The 21,736-nt window shown below is 70.2% G+C and carries 26 protein-coding genes; 11 read left to right on the top strand and 15 right to left on the bottom strand.

The features are described 5' to 3' along the window. The 7 genes from VJ693_RS17630 to VJ693_RS17600 all read right to left on the bottom strand — a co-directional run. Positions 1–279, bottom strand: a 279-nt coding sequence (locus tag VJ693_RS17630; protein ID WP_324156243.1) for a MarR family winged helix-turn-helix transcriptional regulator, incomplete at its 3' end; no start/stop codon positions are given. A 114-nt stretch (positions 280–393) separates the two neighbouring features. Beyond that, positions 394–1,422, bottom strand: coding sequence for an ACR3 family arsenite efflux transporter (arsB, locus tag VJ693_RS17625; RefSeq protein WP_324156247.1), 1,029 nt, complete (start codon positions 1,420–1,422; stop codon positions 394–396). A 59-nt stretch (positions 1,423–1,481) separates the two neighbouring features. Next, on the bottom strand, positions 1,482–1,988 hold the full coding sequence (locus tag VJ693_RS17620; RefSeq protein WP_324156245.1) for an arsenate reductase ArsC: 507 nt from the start codon (positions 1,986–1,988) through the stop codon (positions 1,482–1,484). 10 nt (positions 1,989–1,998) lie between these two features. Beyond that, positions 1,999–2,475 carry an ArsI/CadI family heavy metal resistance metalloenzyme gene (locus tag VJ693_RS17615; RefSeq protein ID WP_324156241.1) on the bottom strand — a complete coding sequence of 159 codons (477 nt, stop codon included), beginning with the start codon at positions 2,473–2,475 and terminating at the stop codon, positions 1,999–2,001. Positions 2,476–2,495: 20 nt separating this feature from the next. Then, positions 2,496–2,822, bottom strand: coding sequence for a helix-turn-helix domain-containing protein (locus tag VJ693_RS17610; protein ID WP_324156239.1), 327 nt, complete (start codon positions 2,820–2,822; stop codon positions 2,496–2,498). Positions 2,823–2,897: 75 nt separating this feature from the next. After that, positions 2,898–3,371, bottom strand: coding sequence for a GFA family protein (locus VJ693_RS17605; RefSeq protein WP_324156237.1), 474 nt, complete (start codon positions 3,369–3,371; stop codon positions 2,898–2,900). Between the two features lie 4 nt (positions 3,372–3,375). Further along, a complete protein-coding gene (locus VJ693_RS17600; RefSeq protein ID WP_324156235.1) occupies positions 3,376–3,948 on the bottom strand; it encodes a VTT domain-containing protein in 573 nt (190 codons plus the stop codon). A 44-nt stretch (positions 3,949–3,992) separates the two neighbouring features. Here VJ693_RS17600 and VJ693_RS17595 point away from each other — a divergent pair, with 44 nt between their 5' ends. Continuing rightward, a complete protein-coding gene (locus VJ693_RS17595) occupies positions 3,993–4,868 on the top strand; it encodes a transglutaminase family protein (RefSeq protein WP_324156233.1) in 876 nt (291 codons plus the stop codon). A gap of 23 nt (positions 4,869–4,891) precedes the next feature. Here the strand turns inward: VJ693_RS17595 and VJ693_RS17590 are convergent, their stop codons facing one another. After that, positions 4,892–5,128, bottom strand: coding sequence for a hypothetical protein (locus VJ693_RS17590; RefSeq protein WP_324156231.1), 237 nt, complete (start codon positions 5,126–5,128; stop codon positions 4,892–4,894). Positions 5,129–5,433: 305 nt separating this feature from the next. Between VJ693_RS17590 and VJ693_RS17585 the strand changes: the two genes are divergently transcribed. Continuing rightward, a complete protein-coding gene (locus tag VJ693_RS17585) occupies positions 5,434–6,156 on the top strand; it encodes a hypothetical protein (RefSeq protein WP_324156229.1) in 723 nt (240 codons plus the stop codon). A 4-nt stretch (positions 6,157–6,160) separates the two neighbouring features. Next, positions 6,161–6,826 carry a class I SAM-dependent methyltransferase gene (locus VJ693_RS17580; RefSeq protein WP_324156227.1) on the top strand — a complete coding sequence of 222 codons (666 nt, stop codon included), beginning with the start codon at positions 6,161–6,163 and terminating at the stop codon, positions 6,824–6,826. A 57-nt stretch (positions 6,827–6,883) separates the two neighbouring features. On the opposite strand, the gene VJ693_RS17575 is transcribed toward VJ693_RS17580, so the two are convergent. From VJ693_RS17575 to VJ693_RS17565, 3 genes are all read right to left on the bottom strand, one after another. After that, positions 6,884–7,240: an RNA-binding protein gene (locus tag VJ693_RS17575; protein WP_324156225.1), complete on the bottom strand. Its 357-nt coding sequence runs from the start codon at positions 7,238–7,240 to the stop codon at positions 6,884–6,886. Positions 7,241–7,328: 88 nt separating this feature from the next. Beyond that, positions 7,329–7,586, bottom strand: a complete 258-nt coding sequence (infA, locus tag VJ693_RS17570) for a translation initiation factor IF-1 (RefSeq protein WP_324156223.1) — start codon at positions 7,584–7,586, stop codon at positions 7,329–7,331. A gap of 43 nt (positions 7,587–7,629) precedes the next feature. Then, the gene (locus VJ693_RS17565) at positions 7,630–7,863 is read right to left on the bottom strand and encodes a hypothetical protein (protein WP_324156221.1); all 234 of its coding nucleotides are present in this window, start codon (positions 7,861–7,863) and stop codon (positions 7,630–7,632) included. A 422-nt stretch (positions 7,864–8,285) separates the two neighbouring features. Here VJ693_RS17565 and VJ693_RS17560 point away from each other — a divergent pair, with 422 nt between their 5' ends. Further along, a complete protein-coding gene (locus VJ693_RS17560; RefSeq protein WP_324156219.1) occupies positions 8,286–9,470 on the top strand; it encodes an acetyl-CoA C-acyltransferase family protein in 1,185 nt (394 codons plus the stop codon). A gap of 36 nt (positions 9,471–9,506) precedes the next feature. On the opposite strand, the gene VJ693_RS17555 is transcribed toward VJ693_RS17560, so the two are convergent. Then, positions 9,507–9,866, bottom strand: a complete 360-nt coding sequence (locus VJ693_RS17555) for a hypothetical protein (RefSeq protein ID WP_324156217.1) — start codon at positions 9,864–9,866, stop codon at positions 9,507–9,509. Positions 9,867–10,147: 281 nt separating this feature from the next. Between VJ693_RS17555 and VJ693_RS17550 the strand changes: the two genes are divergently transcribed. Together VJ693_RS17550 and VJ693_RS17545 are read left to right on the top strand one after the other, a co-directional pair. Beyond that, positions 10,148–13,456: a bifunctional diguanylate cyclase/phosphodiesterase gene (locus tag VJ693_RS17550; protein WP_324156215.1), complete on the top strand. Its 3,309-nt coding sequence runs from the start codon at positions 10,148–10,150 to the stop codon at positions 13,454–13,456. A gap of 100 nt (positions 13,457–13,556) precedes the next feature. Continuing rightward, on the top strand, positions 13,557–14,183 hold the full coding sequence (locus tag VJ693_RS17545; RefSeq protein ID WP_324156213.1) for a hypothetical protein: 627 nt from the start codon (positions 13,557–13,559) through the stop codon (positions 14,181–14,183). 12 nt (positions 14,184–14,195) lie between these two features. On the opposite strand, the gene VJ693_RS17540 is transcribed toward VJ693_RS17545, so the two are convergent. After that, on the bottom strand, positions 14,196–15,080 hold the full coding sequence (locus tag VJ693_RS17540; protein ID WP_324156212.1) for a hypothetical protein: 885 nt from the start codon (positions 15,078–15,080) through the stop codon (positions 14,196–14,198). Between the two features lie 205 nt (positions 15,081–15,285). On the opposite strand from VJ693_RS17540, the gene VJ693_RS17535 reads away from it, so the two are divergent. The 3 genes from VJ693_RS17535 to VJ693_RS17525 all read left to right on the top strand — a co-directional run bounded on the left by VJ693_RS17535 (position 15,286) and on the right by VJ693_RS17525 (position 17,915). Next, the gene (locus tag VJ693_RS17535; RefSeq protein WP_324156210.1) at positions 15,286–15,819 is read left to right on the top strand and encodes an outer membrane beta-barrel protein; all 534 of its coding nucleotides are present in this window, start codon (positions 15,286–15,288) and stop codon (positions 15,817–15,819) included. A gap of 60 nt (positions 15,820–15,879) precedes the next feature. After that, a complete protein-coding gene (locus VJ693_RS17530; protein WP_324156208.1) occupies positions 15,880–16,401 on the top strand; it encodes a MarR family transcriptional regulator in 522 nt (173 codons plus the stop codon). Positions 16,402–16,487: 86 nt separating this feature from the next. Continuing rightward, complete coding sequence (locus tag VJ693_RS17525; RefSeq protein WP_324156206.1) at positions 16,488–17,915, top strand: dihydrolipoyl dehydrogenase; 1,428 nt, start codon at positions 16,488–16,490, stop codon at positions 17,913–17,915. Here the strand turns inward: VJ693_RS17525 and VJ693_RS17520 are convergent. Beyond that, the gene (locus VJ693_RS17520) at positions 17,912–18,919 is read right to left on the bottom strand and encodes a YafY family protein (RefSeq protein ID WP_324156204.1); all 1,008 of its coding nucleotides are present in this window, start codon (positions 18,917–18,919) and stop codon (positions 17,912–17,914) included. The two genes, VJ693_RS17525 and VJ693_RS17520, sit on opposite strands and share 4 nt — an antisense overlap. 34 nt (positions 18,920–18,953) lie before the next feature. Here VJ693_RS17520 and VJ693_RS17515 point away from each other — a divergent pair, with 34 nt between their 5' ends. Continuing rightward, on the top strand, positions 18,954–19,625 hold the full coding sequence (locus VJ693_RS17515; protein WP_324156202.1) for an NIPSNAP family protein: 672 nt from the start codon (positions 18,954–18,956) through the stop codon (positions 19,623–19,625). Between the two features lie 37 nt (positions 19,626–19,662). After that, complete coding sequence (locus VJ693_RS17510) at positions 19,663–20,166, top strand: DUF1579 domain-containing protein (protein WP_324156200.1); 504 nt, start codon at positions 19,663–19,665, stop codon at positions 20,164–20,166. Positions 20,167–20,175: 9 nt separating this feature from the next. On the opposite strand, the gene VJ693_RS17505 is transcribed toward VJ693_RS17510, so the two are convergent. Then, the coding region (locus tag VJ693_RS17505) for an ABC-F family ATP-binding cassette domain-containing protein (protein ID WP_324156198.1) at positions 20,176–21,736 on the bottom strand (1,561 nt) is incomplete at its 5' end.

The following is a 21,736-nucleotide window of genomic DNA, read 5'->3' as shown; positions in this document are numbered from 1 at the left end:
CCAGCTCCTTGCATCGGCGGGGTTGGGCTCCTTGGTGACCAGACCACGCGCGACCATCGCGTCGACCGCGCGCGACACCCAGCTCTTTTCCAGGAACAACCGCGCGCCCAGCTCCGACAGCGGTTGCGGCCCCGAGCGGGCGAGCTCGGTGAGCAGGTGGCACTGGGTGCTGGTGGTGTGGCAGCAGTCGGCGACCACGCGCTGCGCGCGGGTGTACAGCCGCGCGACCTCGCGCAACAGGCTGCCGGCCAGGCCGGGCGGGGTGACGGTGCGATCCATGTCGGTGCTTGTAGCAACTGTCCGGTGGCACTGTGCGTTCCTCGGTTGAAGTTGTCAATAGCAACTATTGCGGCGAAAAGAACGGAGCCGCGGCTCCGTTCGGTGGGGGAGTCGTCAGGCGGACGCGCCTGCCTCGTACCAGCCCTTGCTGCGGTTGACGACCCGCACGACGAGCAGCATGACCGGCACCTCGATCAGCACGCCCACCACCGTGGCCAGTGCCGCGCCCGATTCGAAGCCGAACAGGCTGATCGCCGCGGCCACCGCGAGCTCGAAGAAATTGCTCGCACCGATCAGTGCCGACGGGCAGGCCACGCTGTGCGATTCGCCCAAGCGCCGGTTCAGCCAGTAGGCCAGGCCCGAGTTGAAGAACACCTGGATCAGGATCGGCACCGCCAGCATCGCGATCACCAGCGGCTGCCGCAGGATCGCCTCGCCCTGGAAGGCGAACAGCAGCATCAGCGTGGCCAGCAGCGCGGTGATCGACCACGGCCCGATCTTCGCGAGTGCCACATCGAGAGCCGCCTGGCTGCGCCGCAGCAGCGCCTTGCGCCAGGCCTGGGCGATCAACACCGGGATCACGATGTACAGCACGACCGAGGTCACCAGCGTGGCCCACGGCACGGTGATGCTCGACAGCCCGAGCAGCAGCGCGACGATGGGCGCGAAGGCGAACACCATGATGGTGTCGTTCAGCGCGACCTGGCTCAGTGTGAACAGCGGGTGGCCGTTGGTCAGCCGGCTCCACACGAACACCATCGCCGTGCAGGGCGCGGCGGCGAGCAGGATCAGGCCGGCGACGTAGCTATCGAGCTGCCCGGCCGGCAGCCAGGGCGCGAAGACCTGGCGGATGAACAGCCAGCCCAGCAGCGCCATCGAGAACGGCTTGACGGCCCAGTTGACGAACAGCGTGACGCCGATGCCGCGCCAGTGCTGCCTGACCTGATGCAGCGCGCCGAAGTCGACCTTCAGCAGCATCGGGATGATCATCACCCAGATCAGCAGGCCGACCGGCAGGTTGACCTGGGCCACCTCCATCCGGCCGATGGCTTGAACAGGGCCGGGCAGCATCTGGCCGAGCGCGATGCCGGCGACGATGCACAGGGCCACCCAGACGGTGAGGTAACGCTCGAAGACACTCATCGGCGCCGGGGCGGGGCAGGCGGCGGGTAGCGTGGTGGTGGTGTTCACTCCCAACCCCTTCAGCTGTGGCCGATCTCGGCCAGCGCGACCTGCAGCGCCGCGCGGTCCATCGTCTCGAGCGGCAGTGCCAGCAACTGCAGCATGCGGTAGCCGATGGCCTGGCGCGTCAGCTCGAACGCGCGGCGCTTGCCCTCGTCGCCGCCTTCGGCGTTCGACGGGTCGGGGTAGCCCCAGTGCACCTTGGCCGGTTGGCCGTTCGAGCCGCCGAAGAAGACCGGGCAGGCTTCAGCCGCTGCGCTGTCGCACACGGTGATGACGATGGACAGCGGCGGCGCGCCGTCGGCGCTGAATTCGTCCCAGCTCTTGCTGCGGTAGCCGGTGGTGTCCACCCCGGCGTTGGCCAGCGCTTCGAGCGCGAAGGGGTTGATGCGGCCGCTGGGCGCGCTGCCGGCGCTGTGAGCGCGAACGCTCTTGCCGAGCTTGTTCGCCCAGTGGTTCAGCATGCCTTCGCTGAGCACGCTGCGCGCCGAGTTGTGGGTGCAGAGGATGAGAACGTGGGTGGTCATGGTCATGAGGTCAGCAGCAGGACGAACCGGAGGCCTTGACCGGGATGCCGATCGGCTTGCCGCGGGGCGTGGGCGCGCAGCAGGCCGACGCCGACGGCTGCGCGCTGGCGGCCTCGTTGAACACCGGGATGTCGGCCAGCGTGTGGAAATGCTCCCAGGCGATGCCCTGCGGGTCGGTCACCCAGTGCTTTTCGCTGCGGGCATAGCAGCAGGTGGTCTCGCCTTCGTCCTGCAGCGCCATGTCGGCCGCTTCGGCGCGGGCCTTCATCGCGGCGAGCTCGGCCGGGTCGTCGGTCTGGATGCCCAGGTGGTCGATGCCGGGCTGGGTGCCACGCGTGGAGATGGCGAAGTTGACGGCCGGGTCGTCGAGCATCCACTTGGCGTAGTCGGCCTCGACGCGCGTGGGCTCGGCGGCGAACAGCTTGGCGTAGAAGCCGATGCTTCGCTGGAGGTCGTCGACGTGCAGATGGACGTGAAAGCGCTTCATGGAAAGCTCCGGTGGGTGGTTCAACAGGTGGTGCGGCGGCGTGCCGCGCCGGTGCCGCAGGACTGGCCCTGGCAGCAGTGGTCGGTGAGGTAGGCGAGCAGCGCGTTCATCTGCGCGATGGACGGCCGGTAGATCAGGTTGCGGCCGTCGCGCTCGGCGGCCACGAGCCCGGCATGGACCAGCTCCTTCAGGTGGAAGGACAGGGTGGACGCGGGCACATCGAGCATCGCGGACAGCGCGCCTGGCGTGAGCCCCTCGGGCGCAGCGCCGACGAGCGCGCGGAAGACGCGCAGGCGCGCCTCCTGGGCCAGGGCAGCAAGGGCGATGACGGCGGCTTTCTCTTCCATGATTCGAAGTTTATCGAAAGATAGAAGCGAGTCAAGCGCCCGCATATGGGTCATGCCGGCACCGACGGGGCCAGGTCAGAAGGCCAGACCGTGCCGCTGGTGCCACGCGGCCAGCGATTCGTCCGGGTAGGCGTCGAAGGTCTCATCTTCGGGCTCGGGCCGCACCTGCACCCAGTCGGGCTTGGAGCCGAGCATCATGTGCGTCACCGAGGGCGGCACCGGCAGCGGCGTGTCGATCGCCCCGGCATGCGGGTGCACGAGCTCGGGCCAGTTCGGGTCCCACACCCACAGCGCCGTGCCGCAGAGCTTGCAGAAATGCCGGTGGGCCGTGCTGGGCTGGCCACCTTCCATCGTGGCGCGGTAGACCGAGAGGTTTTCGTTGCCCTGGACTTGCATGGTCTCGTAGACCGCGCCCAGGTTGATCGCGTAGCCGCCGGTGCCGGCCGTCTTGCGGCAGATCGAGCAATGGCAGCGCATGAACGGCACCGGCTCGTGCGATTCGACGGAGAAGCGCACAGCCTGGCAGTGGCAGGAACCTTCGAGCAGCATGGTTTCACCCTCCGGGTAGCGGCCAGTGCAGCGCACGGGCCAATGAATCGAGGAACAGCACGTACACGAGGATGGGCAGCGGCAGGCCGAGCAGCGTGCCGGCCAGGTAATGCCGGAAGCGCACGCCCGACAGCGCGAGCGCCACGTTCAAGGCCGGCACCGTCTGGAACAGCAGCCGCAACACCAGCACGCTCTGCAGCGGGTGTGCATCCAGCCGGGCAAACAGGCGCTCGCTCAGGCGGCCGGGCAGCTGGCGCAGCGCATCGGCGCCGAGCAGCCGCACGATCGCGAAGGTGGTGCAGCACGACGCGCAGGCGGCCACGTAGGTCGCGAGCCCGCCCCACAGGCGGCCCAGCGCCAGCACGGCGGCCGCGAGAAAGACCCAGCCGGGGATCTGCACGAGGTTGCCGAGCGCGAACAGGCCGGCGAAGGCGAGCAGCCCCGTGACGAGGTGCCGCTCGAAGCTGTCGTGCACGGCCTGGACGCTGAACTGCGACCGCAGTCCCGAGAACTCGAACACGGCCCACAGGCCCGCCAGGAAGAGTGCGACAGCGGCAAGGCGGATGTAGCGATGCATGCGGGGATTCTGACCCCGCGCGCCGTCGGGTGCACACTGTGACGATGACACCTTCCCCGATCGTTCGCATCCGGCTCCAGGTCGACCTCGACTACCAGGTCGGCGAGCACGGCGCCGACTTCATCTGGAACATCCACGCCGCGCACGCACCCTGCCAGACCGTGGTCAGCGAGAACCTGACCCTCAGCCAGTCCGTGCCATCGCGGCTGGATGTCGACCCCGTCTCGCGCAACCGGTACCTGCGGCTGCATGCGCTGCCCGGCGAGCTGAAGCTGCGCTACGCGGCGACGGTCGACCTGGCGCATCACCGCGGCGACCCCGGTCAGCTGGCCGAGGTGCCGGTGCAGCATCTGCCGTTGCATGTGCTGGGCTACCTCTACCCGAGCCGCTATTGCCAGTCGGACCGGCTGGTTCAGTTCGCCATCAAGGAATTCGGCGGGCTGTGGCAGGGCTACAGCCGGGTCCAGGCCATCCAGCAGTGGGTGCAGCGCCAGGTGAGCTTCGTCTCGAACACCTCGAACTCCAGCACCTCGGCGGTCGACACCTTGATCGAGCAGCGCGGTGTCTGCCGCGATTTCGCCCACCTGATGATCGCGCTGTGCCGCGCGGTCAACATCCCCGCGCGCTTCGCGACCGGCACCGACTACGGGGCCGACCCGGCGCTCGGGCCGCCCGATTTCCACGCCTACGTCGAGGTGTACCTGGGCGACCGCTGGTACATCTTCGACCCGTCAGGCACGGCGATCCCGATGGGCCTGGTGCGCCTGGGCACCGGCCGCGATGCGGCCGACGTGGCGATTGCCACCATCTTCGGTGCGGTGCAGTCCAGCCCGCCGGTGATCCACGCCGAGGCGGTCGACGACGCGGCGCACGGCTTCGTCGTGCCGCATCACTGCCGCGAGGCCCTGTCGACCGACTGAGAGGGTCGACCGACGAGGCGGCCTCAGCTGGCCTCGGCGGGCGAGCGGACGCTGCGCTGGCGCGAGATGTTCTCGCCGGTGGTCGTCAGGCGCAGCGTGCCGCCGTGCCACTCGATCCAGTTCAGGGCCACGTAGTCGTCGATGTAGCCATCGGGGATGTCTGCGGCGCGCCGGCGCAGCAGCAGGCCGACGATTTCCGGCAGGGCGGCGTGCAAGAGCTCGAGACGCGGCGCCGGCAGGCGGGTGGGGTAGGTGGACATGGCGGTTCCTTGGGTCGGCGTCCGGGGTCGGGCGCGCTGCGGCGGGGCGATACTCCAAGGAATACCGGGCGAGGCCGAACCATCGTACTCCGGTTGCAGCACTGGACTTCCTTTGTTCGGGGGAGGGGCGATACGTGTGGACGCCAGCGGCCAACCAGGGGGCAATCGGGCCAATGGCGCGGTGGGCAGCGACGGCGTGGGCGCTTGGCGCGGCCTTGTTGGGGCCCGTGGTCTGCGCGGCCGGGGCGCCAGCTCCGGTAGCCGCTGCGGCGCCTGCCTCAGCGCCGACGCTCGTGCCGGGCGAAATGGCGCGCTTCGCCGTCGAGTTGCCCGGCGCCTTGCGCCAGTTCGCCGGCGCGGCATCGGTCCAGCGCGCCCTGGTCGACGTGGCACTGCCGGCCCGTTTCGACGCCGCACGCTCGTGGCCCGTGCTGCTGGTCAATGCCACCTCGGACCCGGGCCACCAGTCCAGCCGTGCCTTGGCCCAGGCCTACCGCAGTGCGGCGACGGCGGCTGGCTGGGTCGTCATCGCGGCCGACCCGGAGCCGGCGGTGTCGCAGGAGGATGACCGCCTGACACTGCGCTTCGCCCTGGCCAGTGCCGCGCTGGCGGCCTTGCAGCTGCACTGGCCCCAGGCGGACCGGGCGCCGCTCGCGCTGGCCGGCTTCTCGGGCGGTGCGAAGTACTCGGGTTGGCTGGCAGCGCTGCTGGCGCGCCAGGGGCGCCGCGTGGTGGGCGTCTACCTGGCGGGCATCAACGAGGAGCCGCTGGAAGCCGCAGCGCGGCAGCTCGGTGTGTTCGATGATCGTTTCCGGCGCGTGCCCGTGTTCCTGCAAGGTGGGCTGAAGGACCGCGTTGCGACGCCCGCGCGGCACCGCCGCCTGCAGGCCGAGTTGCTGGGCGCCGGCTTCACCCAGGTGCGGCTCGAGTTCGCCGAGGGCGGCCATGAGATCGACGCGGAACCACTGTCGCGCGCATTGGCTTGGTTTGCCGAGATGGCGCCGGCCGGCACCGTGGACTCAAAATGAAATCATGACTTCGCGCACCCTGCCCATCGACGACCGGCTCTACCGCTACGTGCTGGCGCACTCGGTGCGCGAGCACCCCGAGCTTGCCGCGCTGCGCGAGGCGACCCGCGACCACCCGCACGCCGGCATGCAGATCGGGCCGGACCAGGGCCAATTCATGGCGCTGCTCGTCAGGCTGCTGGCGGCGAAACGGACGATCGAGATCGGCACCTTCACCGGCTACAGCGCGCTGGCCGTGGCATTGGCGCTGCCGGACGGCGGGCACCTGCTGGCCTGCGACATCAGCGACGAATACACCCGAGTCGGGCGCCCTTTCTGGCGCCGGGCGGGGGTCGAGCACAAGATCGAGCTGGTGCTCGCGCCGGCGCGGCAGACGCTGGATGCACGTCTGGCCGCCGGCGAGGCCGGCACCTACGACTTCGCCTTCATCGACGCCGACAAGGCCGGCTACGACGCCTACTACGAGCGTTGCCTGCAGCTCATGCGCCCCGGTGGCGTGATTGCCTTCGACAACACGCTGTGGGGCGGCGCGGTGGCCGCGCCGGCCCAGGATGCCGACACCGCCGCGCTGCAGGCGCTGAACGACAAGTTGCATGGCGACGAGCGCATCGACCTGTCGCTGCTCACCGTGGGTGACGGGCTGACGCTGGCGCGCAAGCGCCTGCCCTGACGCGCCCATGAAAAAAGGGGCCGTTGCCGGCCCCTTTCGTGGATCGCGTGCGGGCGATCAGTAGCCGCGGCCACCGCCGTAGCCGCCGCCGCCGCTGCGGCCGCCGCCGTAGCCGCCGCCGCCGCCGCTGCGCGAACCGCCGCCACCGAAGCCGCCCGGACGCTCTTCGCGCGGACGGGCTTCGTTGACCACCAGCGCGCGGCCGTCGACCGATTGGCCGTTCATGCCGCGGATGGCTGCCTGGGCCTCTTGGTCGGAACCCATCTCGACGAAGCCGAAGCCCTTCGAGCGGCCGGTGTCACGGTCCATCATGACCTTGGCGGAGGTCACCGTGCCGAACTCGGAGAAGCGTTGTTGCAGGTCGTCGTCACGCATCGCGTAAGTGAGGTTGCCGACGTAGAGCTTGTTACCCATTGGGGGTGCCTTTCAGATAAGGCGTGCATGGCACTGAAAATTGGCCAGCACGCGAGGGGAAAACGAAAATCGTTGCCGCGACATGCGGTCAACGGGGGCGCCGCGGCGCCGAGCCGGTGGGCCGGCCGTCGAGGTGGCGGAAGGTGATGCGGCCCTTGCTGAGGTCGTAAGGCGACAGCTCGAGCGACACGCGGTCACCCGCAAGAATGCGGATGTGGTTCTTGCGCATCTTGCCGGCGGTGTAGGCCACGAGGATGTGGCCGTTCTCCAGCACGACGCGGTAGCGCGAATCCGGCAGCACGTCTTCGACGAGGCCGCGCATTTCAATGAGTTCTTCCTTGGCCAATGAATCTCCTTGGGGAATCGAATTGGGGGTGGCCTTGGCGCGCTCAGGCGAGGCCGGGTTCGCGCAGCCAGGTCATGCCTTGCTCGATCGCGTAGCGCCGGGCACCGGCGCGGGTGTCGAATTGCGGCACGAAGCGAAACACCCGGTCATGGGTGCCCGTGCCGCTGCCGCTGCGGATGGAGAGCGACGCGGCGTATTGGCCGGCGTCGGTGAGTCGGGTGAGTGGTGAGACAAGATACTTGCCCACCGAGAACGTCTTTTCGCGGATGGTGGTCATGGTGTCGGCGGTGCCTTCGAGGCGCCGCGCGCAAAAATAGGATGATGACAGTCGGAGCTGCGCTTTGACGAGGCAGCCGCTTCAGAAAAGCGGGTGTGTGCGTGCAGCGCCGCAGTGCGCACCCGGCTGCGAGATGGAAAAAGCCGGGGGATGGAGCTCGCCGCTGGAGTGTGGCTGACGACCGCGAAGGCCGTGGGGCCGGTCGGAGGGGTGGCGGTGGCAGCCGGGGCTGCGAAGGCCGTGTCAGGCGACGTTGCCGCCCGTATCGAAATCGGTCGGGCGACCATTGCCGCGTCAGTGAGCAAAGCGCGGCATGGAACGCATTGTATCCCGGTTACCGGGTTTGTGCCGGCCGTCAGTCACCCGGCATTCCGAAAGGTGCATCATCAATACCGTCCATTTCCTTTTCGGAGACTTTCAGCATGAGCAAGCGTGACGTGGTGGTTCTGGGTGCGGCCCGTTCGGCCATCGGTACTTTCGGTGGCTCGCTGGCCGATATCGAGCCGGCCGAACTGGCCGGCACGGTGATGAAGGCGGCCGTCGAGCGCTCCGGCGTCGACCCCAAGGCGATCAACTACGTGACGGTCGGCAATACCATCCCGACCGAGAGCCGGTCGGCCTACGTGGCACGCGTGGCTTCGATCCAGGCCGGGCTGCCGATGGAGTCGGTGGCGATGGCGGTGAACCGCCTGTGCTCGTCGGGCCTGCAGGGCATTGTGACGACGGCGCAGAACATCCTGCTCGGCGATTGCGACTACGGCGTCGGCGGCGGCGTGGAGGTGATGAGCCGCGGCGGCTACCTCAGCACCGCCATGCGCACCGGAGCCCGCATGGGCGACACCAAGCTGATCGACACGATGGTCGCCACGCTGACCGACCCCTTCGGTGTCGGTCACATGGGCATCACGGCCGAAAACCTCGTCGCCAAGTGGGGCATCACCCGCGAGGAGCAGGACGCGCTGGCGGTCGAATCGCACCGCAAGGCCGCGGCCGCGATCGCCGAAGGGCGCTTCAAGAGCCAGATCGTGCCGATCGTCAAGCAGACGAGGAAGGGCGAGGTCGTGTTCGACACCGACGAGCACGTGAAGCCGGGCACGACGATGGAATCGCTGGCCAAGCTCAAGCCCGCCTTCAAGAAGGACGGCTCGGTGACCGCCGGCAATGCCTCGGGCATCAACGACGGTGCGGCCTTCTTCGTGCTCGGCGATGCGACGATCGCCGCTGCCGCCGGCCACAAGCCGCTGGCCCGCCTGGCCGGTTATGCCGTGGCCGGTGTGCCGAACGAGATCATGGGCGAGGGGCCGATCCCCGCGACCCGCCTGGCGCTGAAGAAGGCCGGCTTGACGCTGGACCAGATCGACGTGATCGAGAGCAACGAGGCCTTTGCCGCCCAGGCGATCGCGGTCGCGCGCGGCCTCGAGTTCGACATGAAGAAGGTCAACCCGAACGGTGGTGCGATCGCGCTCGGCCACCCGATCGGCTGCTCAGGTGCCTTCCTGGCCACCAAGGCGGTCTATGAATTGCACCGCACGGGCGGCCGCTACGCGCTGGTCACCATGTGCATCGGCGGCGGGCAGGGCATCGCGGCGGTGTTCGAGCGGGTCTGACCCGCCGCGGGATGGGTGGCGGCAAGCGGTGTGCGGTCAGCGCACCCAGCGGTCGCCCGACTCGCGCCAACCGCGGCCCTGGGGCTGCCACATGTGCGGTTCGTAGCGGTAGCCCGGGCGCGGCGATTCCCAGCGGCCGGGCACCCAGATGTGGCGATGGCCGCCCCAACGCCAGAAGCCGCCGATCCACAGAGCGCCCGGGAAGGGCGCGACGCCGATCACCTCGACCCGGGGCGCCGGCGGTGCGACTGTGACGACGCCGCCGTAGTCGTAACCATCGTCGTACGTGTAGCCACCGTCATAAGGCCGCGCCGGTACGACATAGCAGGCCGTCATCAGGGCGCTGGCAGCGAGCGCGCTGGCCAGCGCCAGCAGCGAAGATCTGGGCGAGTTCATGGGACCCCCGAAAGCTGAGGACATGCCCCCTCAACGCCGGCCGCCGGGCCGCCGCTGACCTTTCACTCGCCCGTTTACACGCGCACACAGGGGAACCACCACCGGCGGCCAGCCTGCCGCCGGCGTGATCGATTCGGCATTCGCCGGGGGCAAGTTGTGAGCCCGCCCGCCAGCTTGCCATTTGTCAATCAAGTGCCGCTGCCGCATCCCGAAAGTGCGTCATGGTGAGCGTGGGCTGGCCTCGAACGGGCCCCCGCAGCTCGCCCAGGGAGAAAACACAGATGGGCAAGGCCGATCAACCATTGCCGTGGCGCTACCGGCTGGGCGTGACCCTGGTGCTGCTCGCGGGGCTGGCGCTGTCGATCGCGATGAGCCGCACGGCGCGCGAGGACTCGCGGCGCAATGCGGAGCTGCGCTTCGAATCCGCCGGCGTCGGCGGTGGCGACGAGGTCGAGCGGCGCTTCGCCGCCTACGTCGAGGTGCTGACCGGCCTGCGGGCCCTGTTCAGCACCGGCGAGATCCCGCGCGAGGCCTTCAAGCGCTATGCCGATGCGCTGGACCTCAAGCGCAGCTTCCCGGGCTTCCAAGTGCTGAACTTCGCGCCGCGCGTGCCGGGCGATGGGCGCGACGCATTCGAGGCCGCCCTGCGGCGCGAACTGCCGGCCGGCACCTCGCCCTACGCGATCAGCCCGCCGGGCGTGCGCGACGAGTACCAGCCGCTGGCGATGATCGAGCCCTGGGCCGGCAACGAGCGCTACATCGGCAAGGACATCGCGGCCTTTCCCGATGTGCGGGCGGCCCTCGACGGTGCGCGCGACACCGGGCGCCTGAGTGCCTCGGGCAAGATGATCCAGATACGAGGCCAGGAGGGGCAGATCGGGCTGGCGATGCGCATGCCCGTGTACCGCCCCGGCATGCCCCTGGGTAGCGTCGGGGAGCGTCGCGCCGCCTACGTCGGCAGTGTCGGCGCCGGCTTCCTCGTCACCCGCATGTTGACGGACCTGCCCGGCATCGGGCCGGACGTGCGGCTGCGCGTGTTCGACGGCGGGCCCGAAGCCGCGGCCGGCCCCCGGCCGGCCGTGCTACCCGACAAGCTGCTGTTCGATACCGCCGGCACCGTGGCCGCTGGCCGCCTGGCGCCAAAGCCCGAGACGGGGCAGTACCTCGTCCAATCGTTCAAGCTCGGCGGGCGGATCTGGCTGGTCGAGGCCTCGGCGCCCTTCGATGCCGGCGTGGGTCCGTGGGAGCGCATGCTGCCGGTCATCATCCTGGCGGGCGGCTGCGTCATCAGCCTGCTGCTCGCCGGCGTGCTGTTCAGCCTGATGGGGTCCAAGCGCCGTGCGCTCGGCATGGCGCTCGACATGACGCGCAGCCTGCGCATCAGCGAGCAGCGCCTGGCCGAGGCGCAGTCGCTGGCGCGGCTGGGCAGCTGGGTGCTGGACATCGACAGCGGGCTCATCGAATGCGCGGGCGAGGCGCACCGCATCTATGGCCATGCCGGCGGCGGGCCGCTGACGCTCGAGGCGCTGCTCGCGCTGGTGCCCGAGGCGCAGCGCGGTGGCCTGCGCGAGGCGATCGAGCGGGCCCGGCAGTCGCCGCTGCCCGTCGAGATCGAGCATGCCGTGCAACCGCCGGAGGTGGGCGAGGCCGCGGCCCGCTGGGTTCACCTGACCTTGCAGCGCAGCGGAGACGGCGCGGACAACGGCCAGCAGGTGCGGGCCACGGTGCGCGATGAAACCTCGCGCCGCAAGGCCGCGCTGCGGTTGGAGCTGGCGCACGACATTGCAAGGCGGCTGGCCGTCGAGGACAACCCGGAGCGCGCGATCGCCTACGTGATGTCGTCCATCGGCACCCTGCTGCAGTGGCATGCGGCGGCCTGCTGGACGCGCGACGCGGCTGGCCCGGTGCGCTGCCTGCACGCCTGGGCGCAAGGCGCGCTGCCGCAGGCCGCGCAATTCGCCGACGCCATGCACGCCAGCAGTGAACTGCGGACCGACGGCCACCTCGAGCCGGCCTGGACCACCGGCCAGCCGGTGTGGCGCGGCATCCCGTCGGGCGGCGACGCGCAGCCGGGTGTCGACCGGGTCGCCGCCGGCTTCGGCCTGCAGGCGGCGCTCGTCGTGCCGGTGATGGCCGGCGCGCGCCGTGCGGCACTGGAGTTCTTCAACCGCAGCCCGGTCAGCGTGGACCGCGACAGCGAGGGTTTCATGCGCTCGGTGGCCAGCCAGCTGGCGCAGTTCCTGCAGCGCCATCAGGCCGAGAAGGCCCTGCGCTACATGGCCAACCACGACGCCCTGACCGGCCTGGCCAGCCGGCCGTTGCTGCACGAGCGCCTGACCCAGGCCACCCAGCGTGCCGCGGAACAGGGCACGCGCGTGGCTGTTCTGTTCATGGACCTGGATCGTTTCAAGCACGTCAACGACAGCCTCGGCCACAGCGCCGGCGACGAGCTGCTGCGCGTGTGCGCGCGGCGGCTGCGCGAGTGCGTGCGCGAGAGCGACACCGTGGCCCGCTTTGGCGGGGACGAGTTCGTCGTGCTGCTGGAAGGCCTGTCCGGCGCGGCCGACGCGGTGGCGCCGTTGACCAAGATCCTGAACCGCATGAGCGTGCCGGCCGAGATCAACGGCCGCGAGCTGGCGGCCAGCGCGAGCATCGGCGTCAGCATGTTCCCCGACGACGGGCAGGACGTGGAGGCGCTGCTGATGCACGCCGACGAGGCGATGTACCGCGCGAAGGAAAAGGGCGCGGGCAGCTACGAATTCCATTCGGCGCAAGGTCATTCGCATGGCCAGGACCGCCTGGCCCTCGAGAGCAGCCTGCACCGCGCGCTCGAGCGCGAGGAGCTGTTCCTCGTCTACCAGCCCAAGATGGAGTTGAAGACCGGCTGCATCGTCGGCGTCGAGGCGTTGATGCGCTGGCGCCACCCCTCGCTGGGCCTGGTGTCGCCGGCGCAGTTCATTCCAATCGCCGAAGACGCGGGCCTGATCGAGGCGATGGGGCAGTGGGCGCTCGAGGTGGCCTGCCGGGACGCGCGCCGCTGGCAGGACCAGGGCCAGGCGGTCCAGGTCAGCGTGAACCTGTCATGGCGCCAGCTGAACCGGCCGGCGCTGGTCGACGAGATCAAGCGCGTGCTGGCCCAGTCGCGGCTCGATCCAGCCCTGCTCGAGCTCGAGATCACCGAGAGCGGCGTGATGCGCAACCCGGCGCGCGCCGCGGCCCAGCTGCGCGAGTTGCGCGAGCTGGGCATGTCGGTGGCGATCGACGACTTCGGCACCGGCTATTCGTCGCTGTCGTACCTGCAGCGCTTTCCGCTCTCGACGCTGAAGATCGACCGCTCCTTCATCAAGGACCTGCCGGCCGACGACGACGCAGCGGCGCTGACCGCCGGGATCGTCGGCCTGGCCCATCGCCTGCGCATGACGGTGGTGGCCGAAGGCGTGGAGACGATCGAGCAACTGGGCTTCCTGCGCGCCAGCCAGTGCGACCAGATCCAGGGCTACTTCCTCAGCAAACCCATCACCGCGGACGAGATGAGCCAGTTCCTCGTGCGCGACCTCCGACATCTCGTGGGCCCGGCGGTGGCGGCGTGACAGCCGCTCCTGCCGGCCAGCGGGTGTGAGCGCCGGAAGCATCGGGCCGACGGCATTTCTTCTTGCGGACCTCGTGGTCCTTCCCTGGGAGATCGATACCATGCAATTGCTGCACGACAACAACGAAGCCGGGCGCCTGTCGCGGGCCCGCGCCGAGATCGAAGCACTGGACCTGTCGCTCGTGCGCCGAAAGCTCGCGAGCAAGAGCGACGGCCACGGCTGGACGCCCGAGCACACCGATCGCGTCGAACAGGCCTACCGGCGCTTCCTGACGCTGCTGGCCACGCACCCCGGCACGCAGATCGCCCCGACGCGCGACATCGACAAGTTCTGGCACGCGCATATCCTGGACACGCGCCGCTATGCCGCCGACTGCGAGCGCATCTTCGGCGAGTTCCTGCACCACAACCCCTACCTCGGCATGCTCGACGACGAGCCGGCACGTGACCAGGCCGCGACCGCGCTGCACGCGCTGTTCGCCAACGATTTCGGCGACATCGTTCCGGCCAACGCCGCCGGTGGCCAAGGCATGGCCTGGTGCGGCGGCGAGGTGGGTGCCAAACAGGAGGCGGCCTGGTGCGGCGGCGAGGTGGGGGCGAAGAAGGAAGCCGCCTGGTGTGGAGGTGAAGTGGGCGCGAAGAAGGATGCCGCCTGGTGTGGAGGTGAAGTGGGCGCGAAGAAGGATGCCGCCTGGTGCGGTGGCGAGGTGGGACAGCCGGCCCACTGAGCCGGCGCGACATCAAGGCATCAGCGCCTCGATGCCGGCGGCGAACACGCGGCCCAGCTTCAGGTAGCCACCCGGGTTCGGGTGGATCTCGTTGGCCCAGTCGTGGTCGTCGCCGGTGCTGCCTAGGTCCGCCGGCACCAGCGTGGCCTGGGTGTCGATCACGTGGAAGCTGGGGAGCGCCAGGCTGCGCATCAGGCCGGTCAGCCGTGCCAGGAACAAGCGCGTGAGCGGGATCCACAGGGCCTGGGGCACCTCGTAGTCGACCAGCGCTGGAAAGAGCCACGGCCCCTTGCCGGCGCCCGCGCCGGCGTTGCGCGGCGTGATGAAGTCGTAGGTGTGCACGAAGATCGGCACGCCGGCGCTCTGGCTCGACGCCGCATCGCGCATCGCGATGAACTCGTGGTACTGCGGCACCAGGTGCTGCACGAAGGTGTCCCAACCCTGCTCGCTGACGTAGGCGGCCTCGCTGTCCGGCGAGCCGCCGCGCTCTTCGGGCGTCAGCAGCGCACGCAGGAAGGGCGGCACCGGCCGGCCCTGGCCGTCGACCGACGGCACGCGGATGAAATCGATCAGGTCGTTGCCGCCGGGCGAGAGCAGGATCGCATCCCAGCGCCAGGCCTGGTGACCCAGCAACAGGCTCGAAAACAACGGTTCGCGCCGCTTGTCGACCATGTGGTTGAGCACATCGCCCGGGTGCGCGCAGTTGACGACGCAGCTCTCCTTCTCGAAGGCCATGCCGTCCATCATGTTGCCGGTGGCCAGCGGGTTCACCGAGCCGAACGAGAACCACGAGTCGCCCTGCGCCAGGAAGCGGCGCGGGATCTGGGCGAAGCCGTCCGCCACGTGGTGGCCCAGGATCACGTCCAGGGGCGAGAACTGCCGAAGCGGGAAGCTCATGTCGCGATTCCTCCTGCGCGGCGACTCTACGCCGCGCAGCCGGCGAGGTCTGTCCACCAGGCTAGGGACGTAAAGCTACGTTGCCGGCCCGGTTTCAGCTGTCACGCGCCGGCCACCTCGCGCAACGACCAGGCAATGCGCGCTGGGGAGGATGACTCCAACGCGTCACGTCGATGCGTCAAGCAAAGAGCAAAGGAGTTTTCTCATGCGCAAGCAACCTGGGGTCGCCAAGGCCATCGTCTTCACCGCCTTGCTGGCGGGGGCGCTCGGCGCCGCGCAGGCGGAGGGGCTTTACGTGGGCGGCAGCGTTGGCCTGCCCGACTATCACAGCAGCGTCAATGGCGTCGTGGGCGGCGGCAGCGGAACCGGGCTGAAGCTGTACGGCGGCTATCAGATCAACCCGAACTTCGCCGTCGAGGCCGGTGGCTTCGAACTCGGCCACATCGACAACTCGACCGGCCGCGCCAATGCCCGCGGCGCCTTCGTCGACGCGGTGGGCTTCTACCCGTTGAACGACAAGCTCTCGCTGCTGGGTTCGGCGGGCGCGGCCTACGGCCGCTGGGACACCACCAATGGTGACGATTCCAGCCCCGCGTTGAAACTGGGCGCCGGCGTGCAGTACGACCTGAGCAAGTCGGTCGCGCTGCGTGCGCAGTACGAGCGCTACCAGTTCACCAGCGCCTTCGACGCCAAGCCCGGCGTCGGCCAGACCACGGTGGGCCTGAACTACCGGTTCTGACGGGGCCGAGGTGGGGCGGCGGGCGATCGTCAGCACGCTGACCGACGCTACAGTCCGGTCATGGCGAGCACGAAGAACCCGGCGACCCCTCCACCCACGACACCCACGGCGCCCACGGCGCCGCCCGCCGCCGCGATCGATCTCGACGCGCTGCCTGGCAATGCCATTCGCCGGTTGCAGCAGATCGCGGTGGCCATCTTCCTGCAGGAGGCCGAAGCCCAGGGCGTGACGCCCGTGCAGTTCGCGACGCTGCAGGCGCTGGCGAACTCGCCCGGCGTCGACCAGCGCACGCTGGCGCGCTCGATCGGCTTCGACACCTCCACCATCGCCAGCGTGATCGACCGGCTCGAGGCACGTGGCCTCGTGCAGCGCAGCCTGGACCCGGCCGACCGCCGCGTGCGCCTGCTCGCGCTGACCGACGAGGGCCATGCCGTGCTGGCAGCGGTGGTCCCGGCGATGCGCCGCACGCAGGAGCGCATCCTGCAGCCCTTGCCGGCGGCCGAGCGCGCCGAGTTCATGCGCATGCTGCAGGTGCTGGTCAGGGCGAACAACGCACTGAGCCGCGCACCGAGCGAAGGCTGATCCGCGTTCGCGCGGCTGGCGCGGGGGCCGCCACCGGGGTAGGCTGGCATCCGGCGCACCTTTGCGCACCCTTGAAAGGGCCCCCGATGAAACAGCTGCAGGTCGACGTGGCCGTCATCGGCGCCGGCACCGCCGGCATGACCGCCTACCGCTCGGCGCTGGCCCACACGCGCAGCATCGTCGTGATCGAGGGCGGGCCCTTCGGCACGACCTGCGCCCGCGTCGGCTGCATGCCGAGCAAGCTGCTGATCGCCGCGGCCGAGGCCGCCCACACGGCGGAGCATGCCGGCGCCTTTGGCGTGCACGCTGGCCCCGTGCGCATCGACGGCGAGGCGGTGATGCGGCGCGTGCGCAACGAGCGCGACCGTTTCGTCGGCTTCGTCACCGAAGCCGTCGGCCAGTGGCCGGCCGAGCACCGGCTGCACGGCTTCGCGCGCTTCGTCGATGACCACACGCTGCAGGTCGGCGAGCACACACGGGTGATCGCCGATCGCATCGTGATCGCCACCGGCTCGCACCCGAGCGTGCCGGCCAACTGGCGCGAGGCGGCGGGCGACCGCCTGCTGGTCAACGACGATGTCTTCGCCTGGCAGACGCTGCCGCGCTCGGTGGCCGTGCTGGGCGCGGGCGTGATCGCGCTCGAGCTCGCGCAGGCGCTGCACCGCCTGGGCGTGCGGGTGCGCTTGTACGGCCGCAGCGCACGCATCGGCCCGTTGACAGACCCGGCGCTGCAGGCGCTCACGCGCGAGCTCTTCGCGGCCGAGCTGCCGGTCCAGCTCGAGGCGAAGAACCTGGCGCTGCGGCGCGAGGGTGACGAGGTCGTCGTCCACACCGAGGCCGGTGAGCAGCGCTTCGACTGGGTGCTGGCCGCCGCCGGGCGCGCGCCGAACCTGCACCAGCTCGGCCTGGAGCACACCCGGCTGCCGCTGGATGCCCAGGGAGTGCCGCATTTCGACCGCCGCACGGGGCAGATCGGCAACAGCCATGTCTTCATCGCCGGTGATGCGAACAGCGAGGTCGAGCTGTTGCACGAGGCGGCTGACGAAGGGCGCATCGCCGGTGACAACGCCGGCCGCTGGCCCGATGTGCGCGAGCGCCCGCGCCGCGCGCCGCTGGCCGTCGCCTTCACCGACCCGCAGATCATGCTGGCAGGTAGCAGCCACCGCGCGCTGTGCCACGACGGCGCGTCGTTCGAAACCGGCGAAGTCTCCTTCGACGACCAGGGGCGCAGCCGCGTGATGCTGAAGAACCGCGGCGCGTTGCGCATCTACGCCGAGCACGGCAGCGGCCGGCTGCTCGGCGCCGAGATGATCGGCCCGGCGGCCGAACACCTGGGGCATCTGCTGTCGTGGTCCATCCAGCGGGGCGACACGGTGCAGCAGATGCTCGACAGCCCGTTCTACCACCCGGTCATCGAAGAGGGGCTGCGCACCGCGCTGCGCATCGTGCAGCGTGCGCTGCGCATGGGCCCGCCGCCGGTCGAGCGCTGCCTCGATTGCGGGCCGGGTGCCTAGGCTGGTGCATACAGGCCGACAGCGCGCCGCAGCGCTTCGGCGAGCGCGGTGCGCAGTGCCGGCGGCGCCAGCACCTCGCCCTGGTCGCCCAGGCGCAGCAGCTCCCGCGCCGCATGCTCGATCGATTCGATCGGCACCTCGGTCTCAATCCAGGCTTCGCGTTCGCAGGGCCGGGCGTTGTCGAGTGCCGCCTCGGCCACGCGCGTGCCGAGCTGGCGCAGGCGGGTCAGGCCGGCCTCGGTGACGCGCAGCGTGGCGCTGGCGCGGTAGAGGCCGGCTTCGAAGCGCGCGGCGGCTTCGGCCCACCAGGCGGGCAGCGCAAAGCCCGCCGGTGGCGTGAAGCGTTCGTCCAGCGCCACCAGCTCGCGGATCGCGTCGACGCGGTGGATGCGCGGCTCGGCATCGGCGCGCGCGCTGCGGGCCACCAGGTACCAGCGGCCGGACTTCAGCACCAGGCCGAGCGGCTCGACCACGCGCTCGCTGGTCTGGTTCCAGCTCTCGTAGCGCATGCGCACGCGTTGCCGGCTCCACACGGCGGCGGCCACCTCGCGCAGATGCGGCGCGGGCAGTGCAGCGTGGTACCAGTCGCTCGGGTCGAGGTGGAAGCAGCTCGCCACCTGCTCGGCATCGACGCGCCAGCCGTCGGGCAGGGCCGCCAGCAGCTTGAGCTGGGCCGAGGCCATCGCCTCGCCCAGGCCGAGCTCCGAGGCCGGCCCCGGCAGGCCGGCCAGGAAGACGGCGCGCGCCTCGGGCACGGTCAGCCCGGTGAGCTGGGTGCGCCAGCCGGCCTGCAGCTCGAAGCCGCCGAGCCGCCCGTTCTCGGCCCAGATCGGCACGCCCGAGGCGCTCAGGTGATCCACGTCGCGGTAGACGGTGCGCACCGAGACCTGCAGCGCCTCGGCCAGCGCGGGTGCGCTCAGCCGGCCGCGGCTTTGCAGCAGCATCAGGATCGACAGCAGGCGGCTCGCGCGCATGCAGCCAATGTAGTTCGAAAAAGCTGACATGCCTTGTCAGCTTTGGCAGCGCACGATGCCGGCCATGGACACCCCCCACACCGTGATCGAACTGCGCCGCTACCTGATGCAGCCTGGCCGGCGCGACGACCTGATCGAGCTCTTCGAGCGCGAATTCATCACCGGCCAGCAGGCCGTCGGCATCGACGTGCTGGCGGTCTTCCGCGAGCCCGAGGCGCCCGACCGCTTCACCTGGCTGCGCAGCTTTGCCGACATGCCGGCACGGGCCAAGGCCCTGGCGGCCTTCTACGGCGGGCCGCTGTGGCAGGCGCACCGCACGGCGGCGAACGCGACGATGGTCGACTCCGACGACGTGCTGCTGCTGCGGCCCAGCTCCGGGCTGGCCGGGCTGCCTGGGCTGGGGCCGGCGCAGCGAGCCGCGGTGCCCCGGCCGTGGCGCGCCGTCGTGCTGCCGCTGGCCGAGCCGGCCGACGGCGCGCTGCGCGAGCGCGCCGTCGTGCCCTGGCTGCGCTCGTTGCGCGATGCCGGAGCGCAGGAGCTGGCCGTCTTCGAGACCGAGCCGGCGCCGAACAACTTTCCCCGCTTGCCGGTGCGCACCGACGGGCCGGTGCTCGTCGTGCTGTGCGCCTGGCCGTCCGATGGCCCGTTGCCCGGGCTGCCGGCCTTCGAGCCCTGGCTGCGCGCCCGGCCGCTCGTGCTGCGGCTGTCACCCACGGCCGGCTCGCCGCGCGCCTGACCCTGCCGCTTCCCCAACCCACCCCAGGAGACCTGCAATGAACGCTGCTGAACTGATCGCCACCCCGCACGCCGGCACGAGCCACGACTTCGACTTCATCTTCGGCCACTGGCGCGTCCACCATCGCCGCCTGCGCGAGCGGCTGGCCGGCTGCACCGAGTGGGAGGTGTTCGACGGCGTCAGCATCGCCCAGCCGCTGCTCGGCGGCCAGGGCACGCTGGACGACAACATCATCAACCTGCCGCAGGGCAGCTACCGTGCGGCGACGATGCGCGCCTTCGACCCCGCCACGCGCCAGTGGTCGATCTGGTGGCTCGACGGCCGCTACCCGCGCCAGGTGGACGTGCCGATGGTCGGCCGCTTCGAGGGCGGCGAGGGCGTGTTCTACGCCGACGAGACCTTGCGTGGCATGGCGATCAAGGTGCGCTTTCTCTGGCTGCGCACGGCCACGCCGTCCCCGCGCTGGGAGCAGGCCTTCTCGCCGGATGGCGGGAAGACCTGGGAGACCAACTGGGAGATGGATTTCGAGCGGCTCGCGTGACCCGGGACGTCAACCCGCCGCGGTGATCGCCTCGATCTCGGTCTGCACCTCGAGCCAGCGCTCTTCGAGCATGGACACCTCGGCCTGCACGTGGGCCAGCCGCCGGCCCAGCTCGGCGAACTGCTCGCCGGCCAGGCCCGGGCTCGCGAGCTGGGCCTCGACCTCGGCCTGCTCGGCGTGCAGCTTCGCGAGCCGCTGGTCGATCTTCAACACCTCATTGCGCAGCGGGCGGGTGCGGTCGGCGAGCTTCGCGCGCGCCTGGGCCGAGGCCTTGCGGTCGTCGCGGCCGCCGGCCGGTGCCGGGGCGGCGGCCTTGGCGGCCGGGCCGGTCTTCGGCGCGGGTGCGGGGGTGGATGCCGGGCTGGCCTTCACCGCCGGGGCCGGCGCCGCCTTGCCGGACAGCGCGCGCGCCGCCTCGCGGCTGCGCTCCAGCAGCCAGCGCTGGTAGTCGTCCAGGTCGCCGTCGAAGGGCTTCAGCGCGCCGTCGGCGACGAGCCAGAACTCGTCGCAGACCTCGCGCAGCAGCGCGCGGTCGTGGCTGACCAGCATCACCGTGCCTTCGAACTCGTTGAGCGCCATCGACAGCGCCTCGCGGGTCGTCAAGTCGAGGTGGTTGGTCGGCTCGTCGAGCAGCAGCAGGTTGGGGCGTTGCCAGACCAGCGAGCCGAGCACCAGGCGTGCCTTCTCGCCGCCCGACAGCGTGCCGATCGGCTGGTGCACCATGTCGCCGACGAAGCGGAACTGGCCGAGGAAGTCGCGCAGCTCCTGCTCGCGCGCCTCGGGGCCGACGGTGCGCGCCAGGCGCACCATGTGCTGCAGCGGCGTGTCGTCGGCGTGCAGCAGGTCCATCTCCTGCTGCGCGAAATAGCCGATCGCCAGGCCCTTGCCTTCGGTGACCGTGCCGGCCAGGGCCGGCTGTTCGCGGGCGATCGTCTTCACGAAGGTCGACTTGCCCTGGCCGTTGGCGCCGAGCACGCCGATGCGCTGGCCGGCGAGGACGGTGCGGTTGATGTGGTGGACGATGGGCTTGTCGCTCCCGTCTTCGTTGGCGGCCTTGTATCCGCACACCATGTCGCTCAAGGCGAGCATCGGATTCGGCAGGCTTTGCGGCTCGCGGAACTCGAAGTTGAAGTCGCTGGCGGTCAGCACGGGGGCCAGGCGCTCCATACGGTCCAGCGCCTTGACGCGGCTTTGGGCCTGCTTGGCCTTGCTGGCCTTGGCCTTGAAGCGGTCGATGAAGCGCTGCAGGTGGGCGATGCGATCCTGCTGCTTCGCAAACGCCGCGGCCTGCTGGCTCATGCGCTCGGCGCGCATCTCCTCGAAGGTCGTGTAGTTGCCGCCGTAGCGCGTGAGCTTGGCGTCGTCCAGGTGCAGCGTGACCTGGGTGATGGCGTCGAGGAACTCGCGGTCGTGGCTGATGACGACCAACGTGCCGACATAGCGCTGCAGCCAGCCTTCCAGCCAGACCAGGGCGTCCAGATCCAGGTGGTTGGTCGGCTCGTCGAGCAGCAGCAGGTCGGACGGGCACATCAGCGCACGGGCCAGTTGCAGCCGCATGCGCCAGCCGCCC

The sequence above is a fragment of the Ideonella sp. genome (assembly GCF_035254525.1).
Lineage (GTDB): Bacteria > Pseudomonadota > Gammaproteobacteria > Burkholderiales > Burkholderiaceae_C > Ideonella.
Note: the sequence above shows the minus strand (reverse complement) of the source record. Positions and strands in the feature narration are given on the sequence as shown.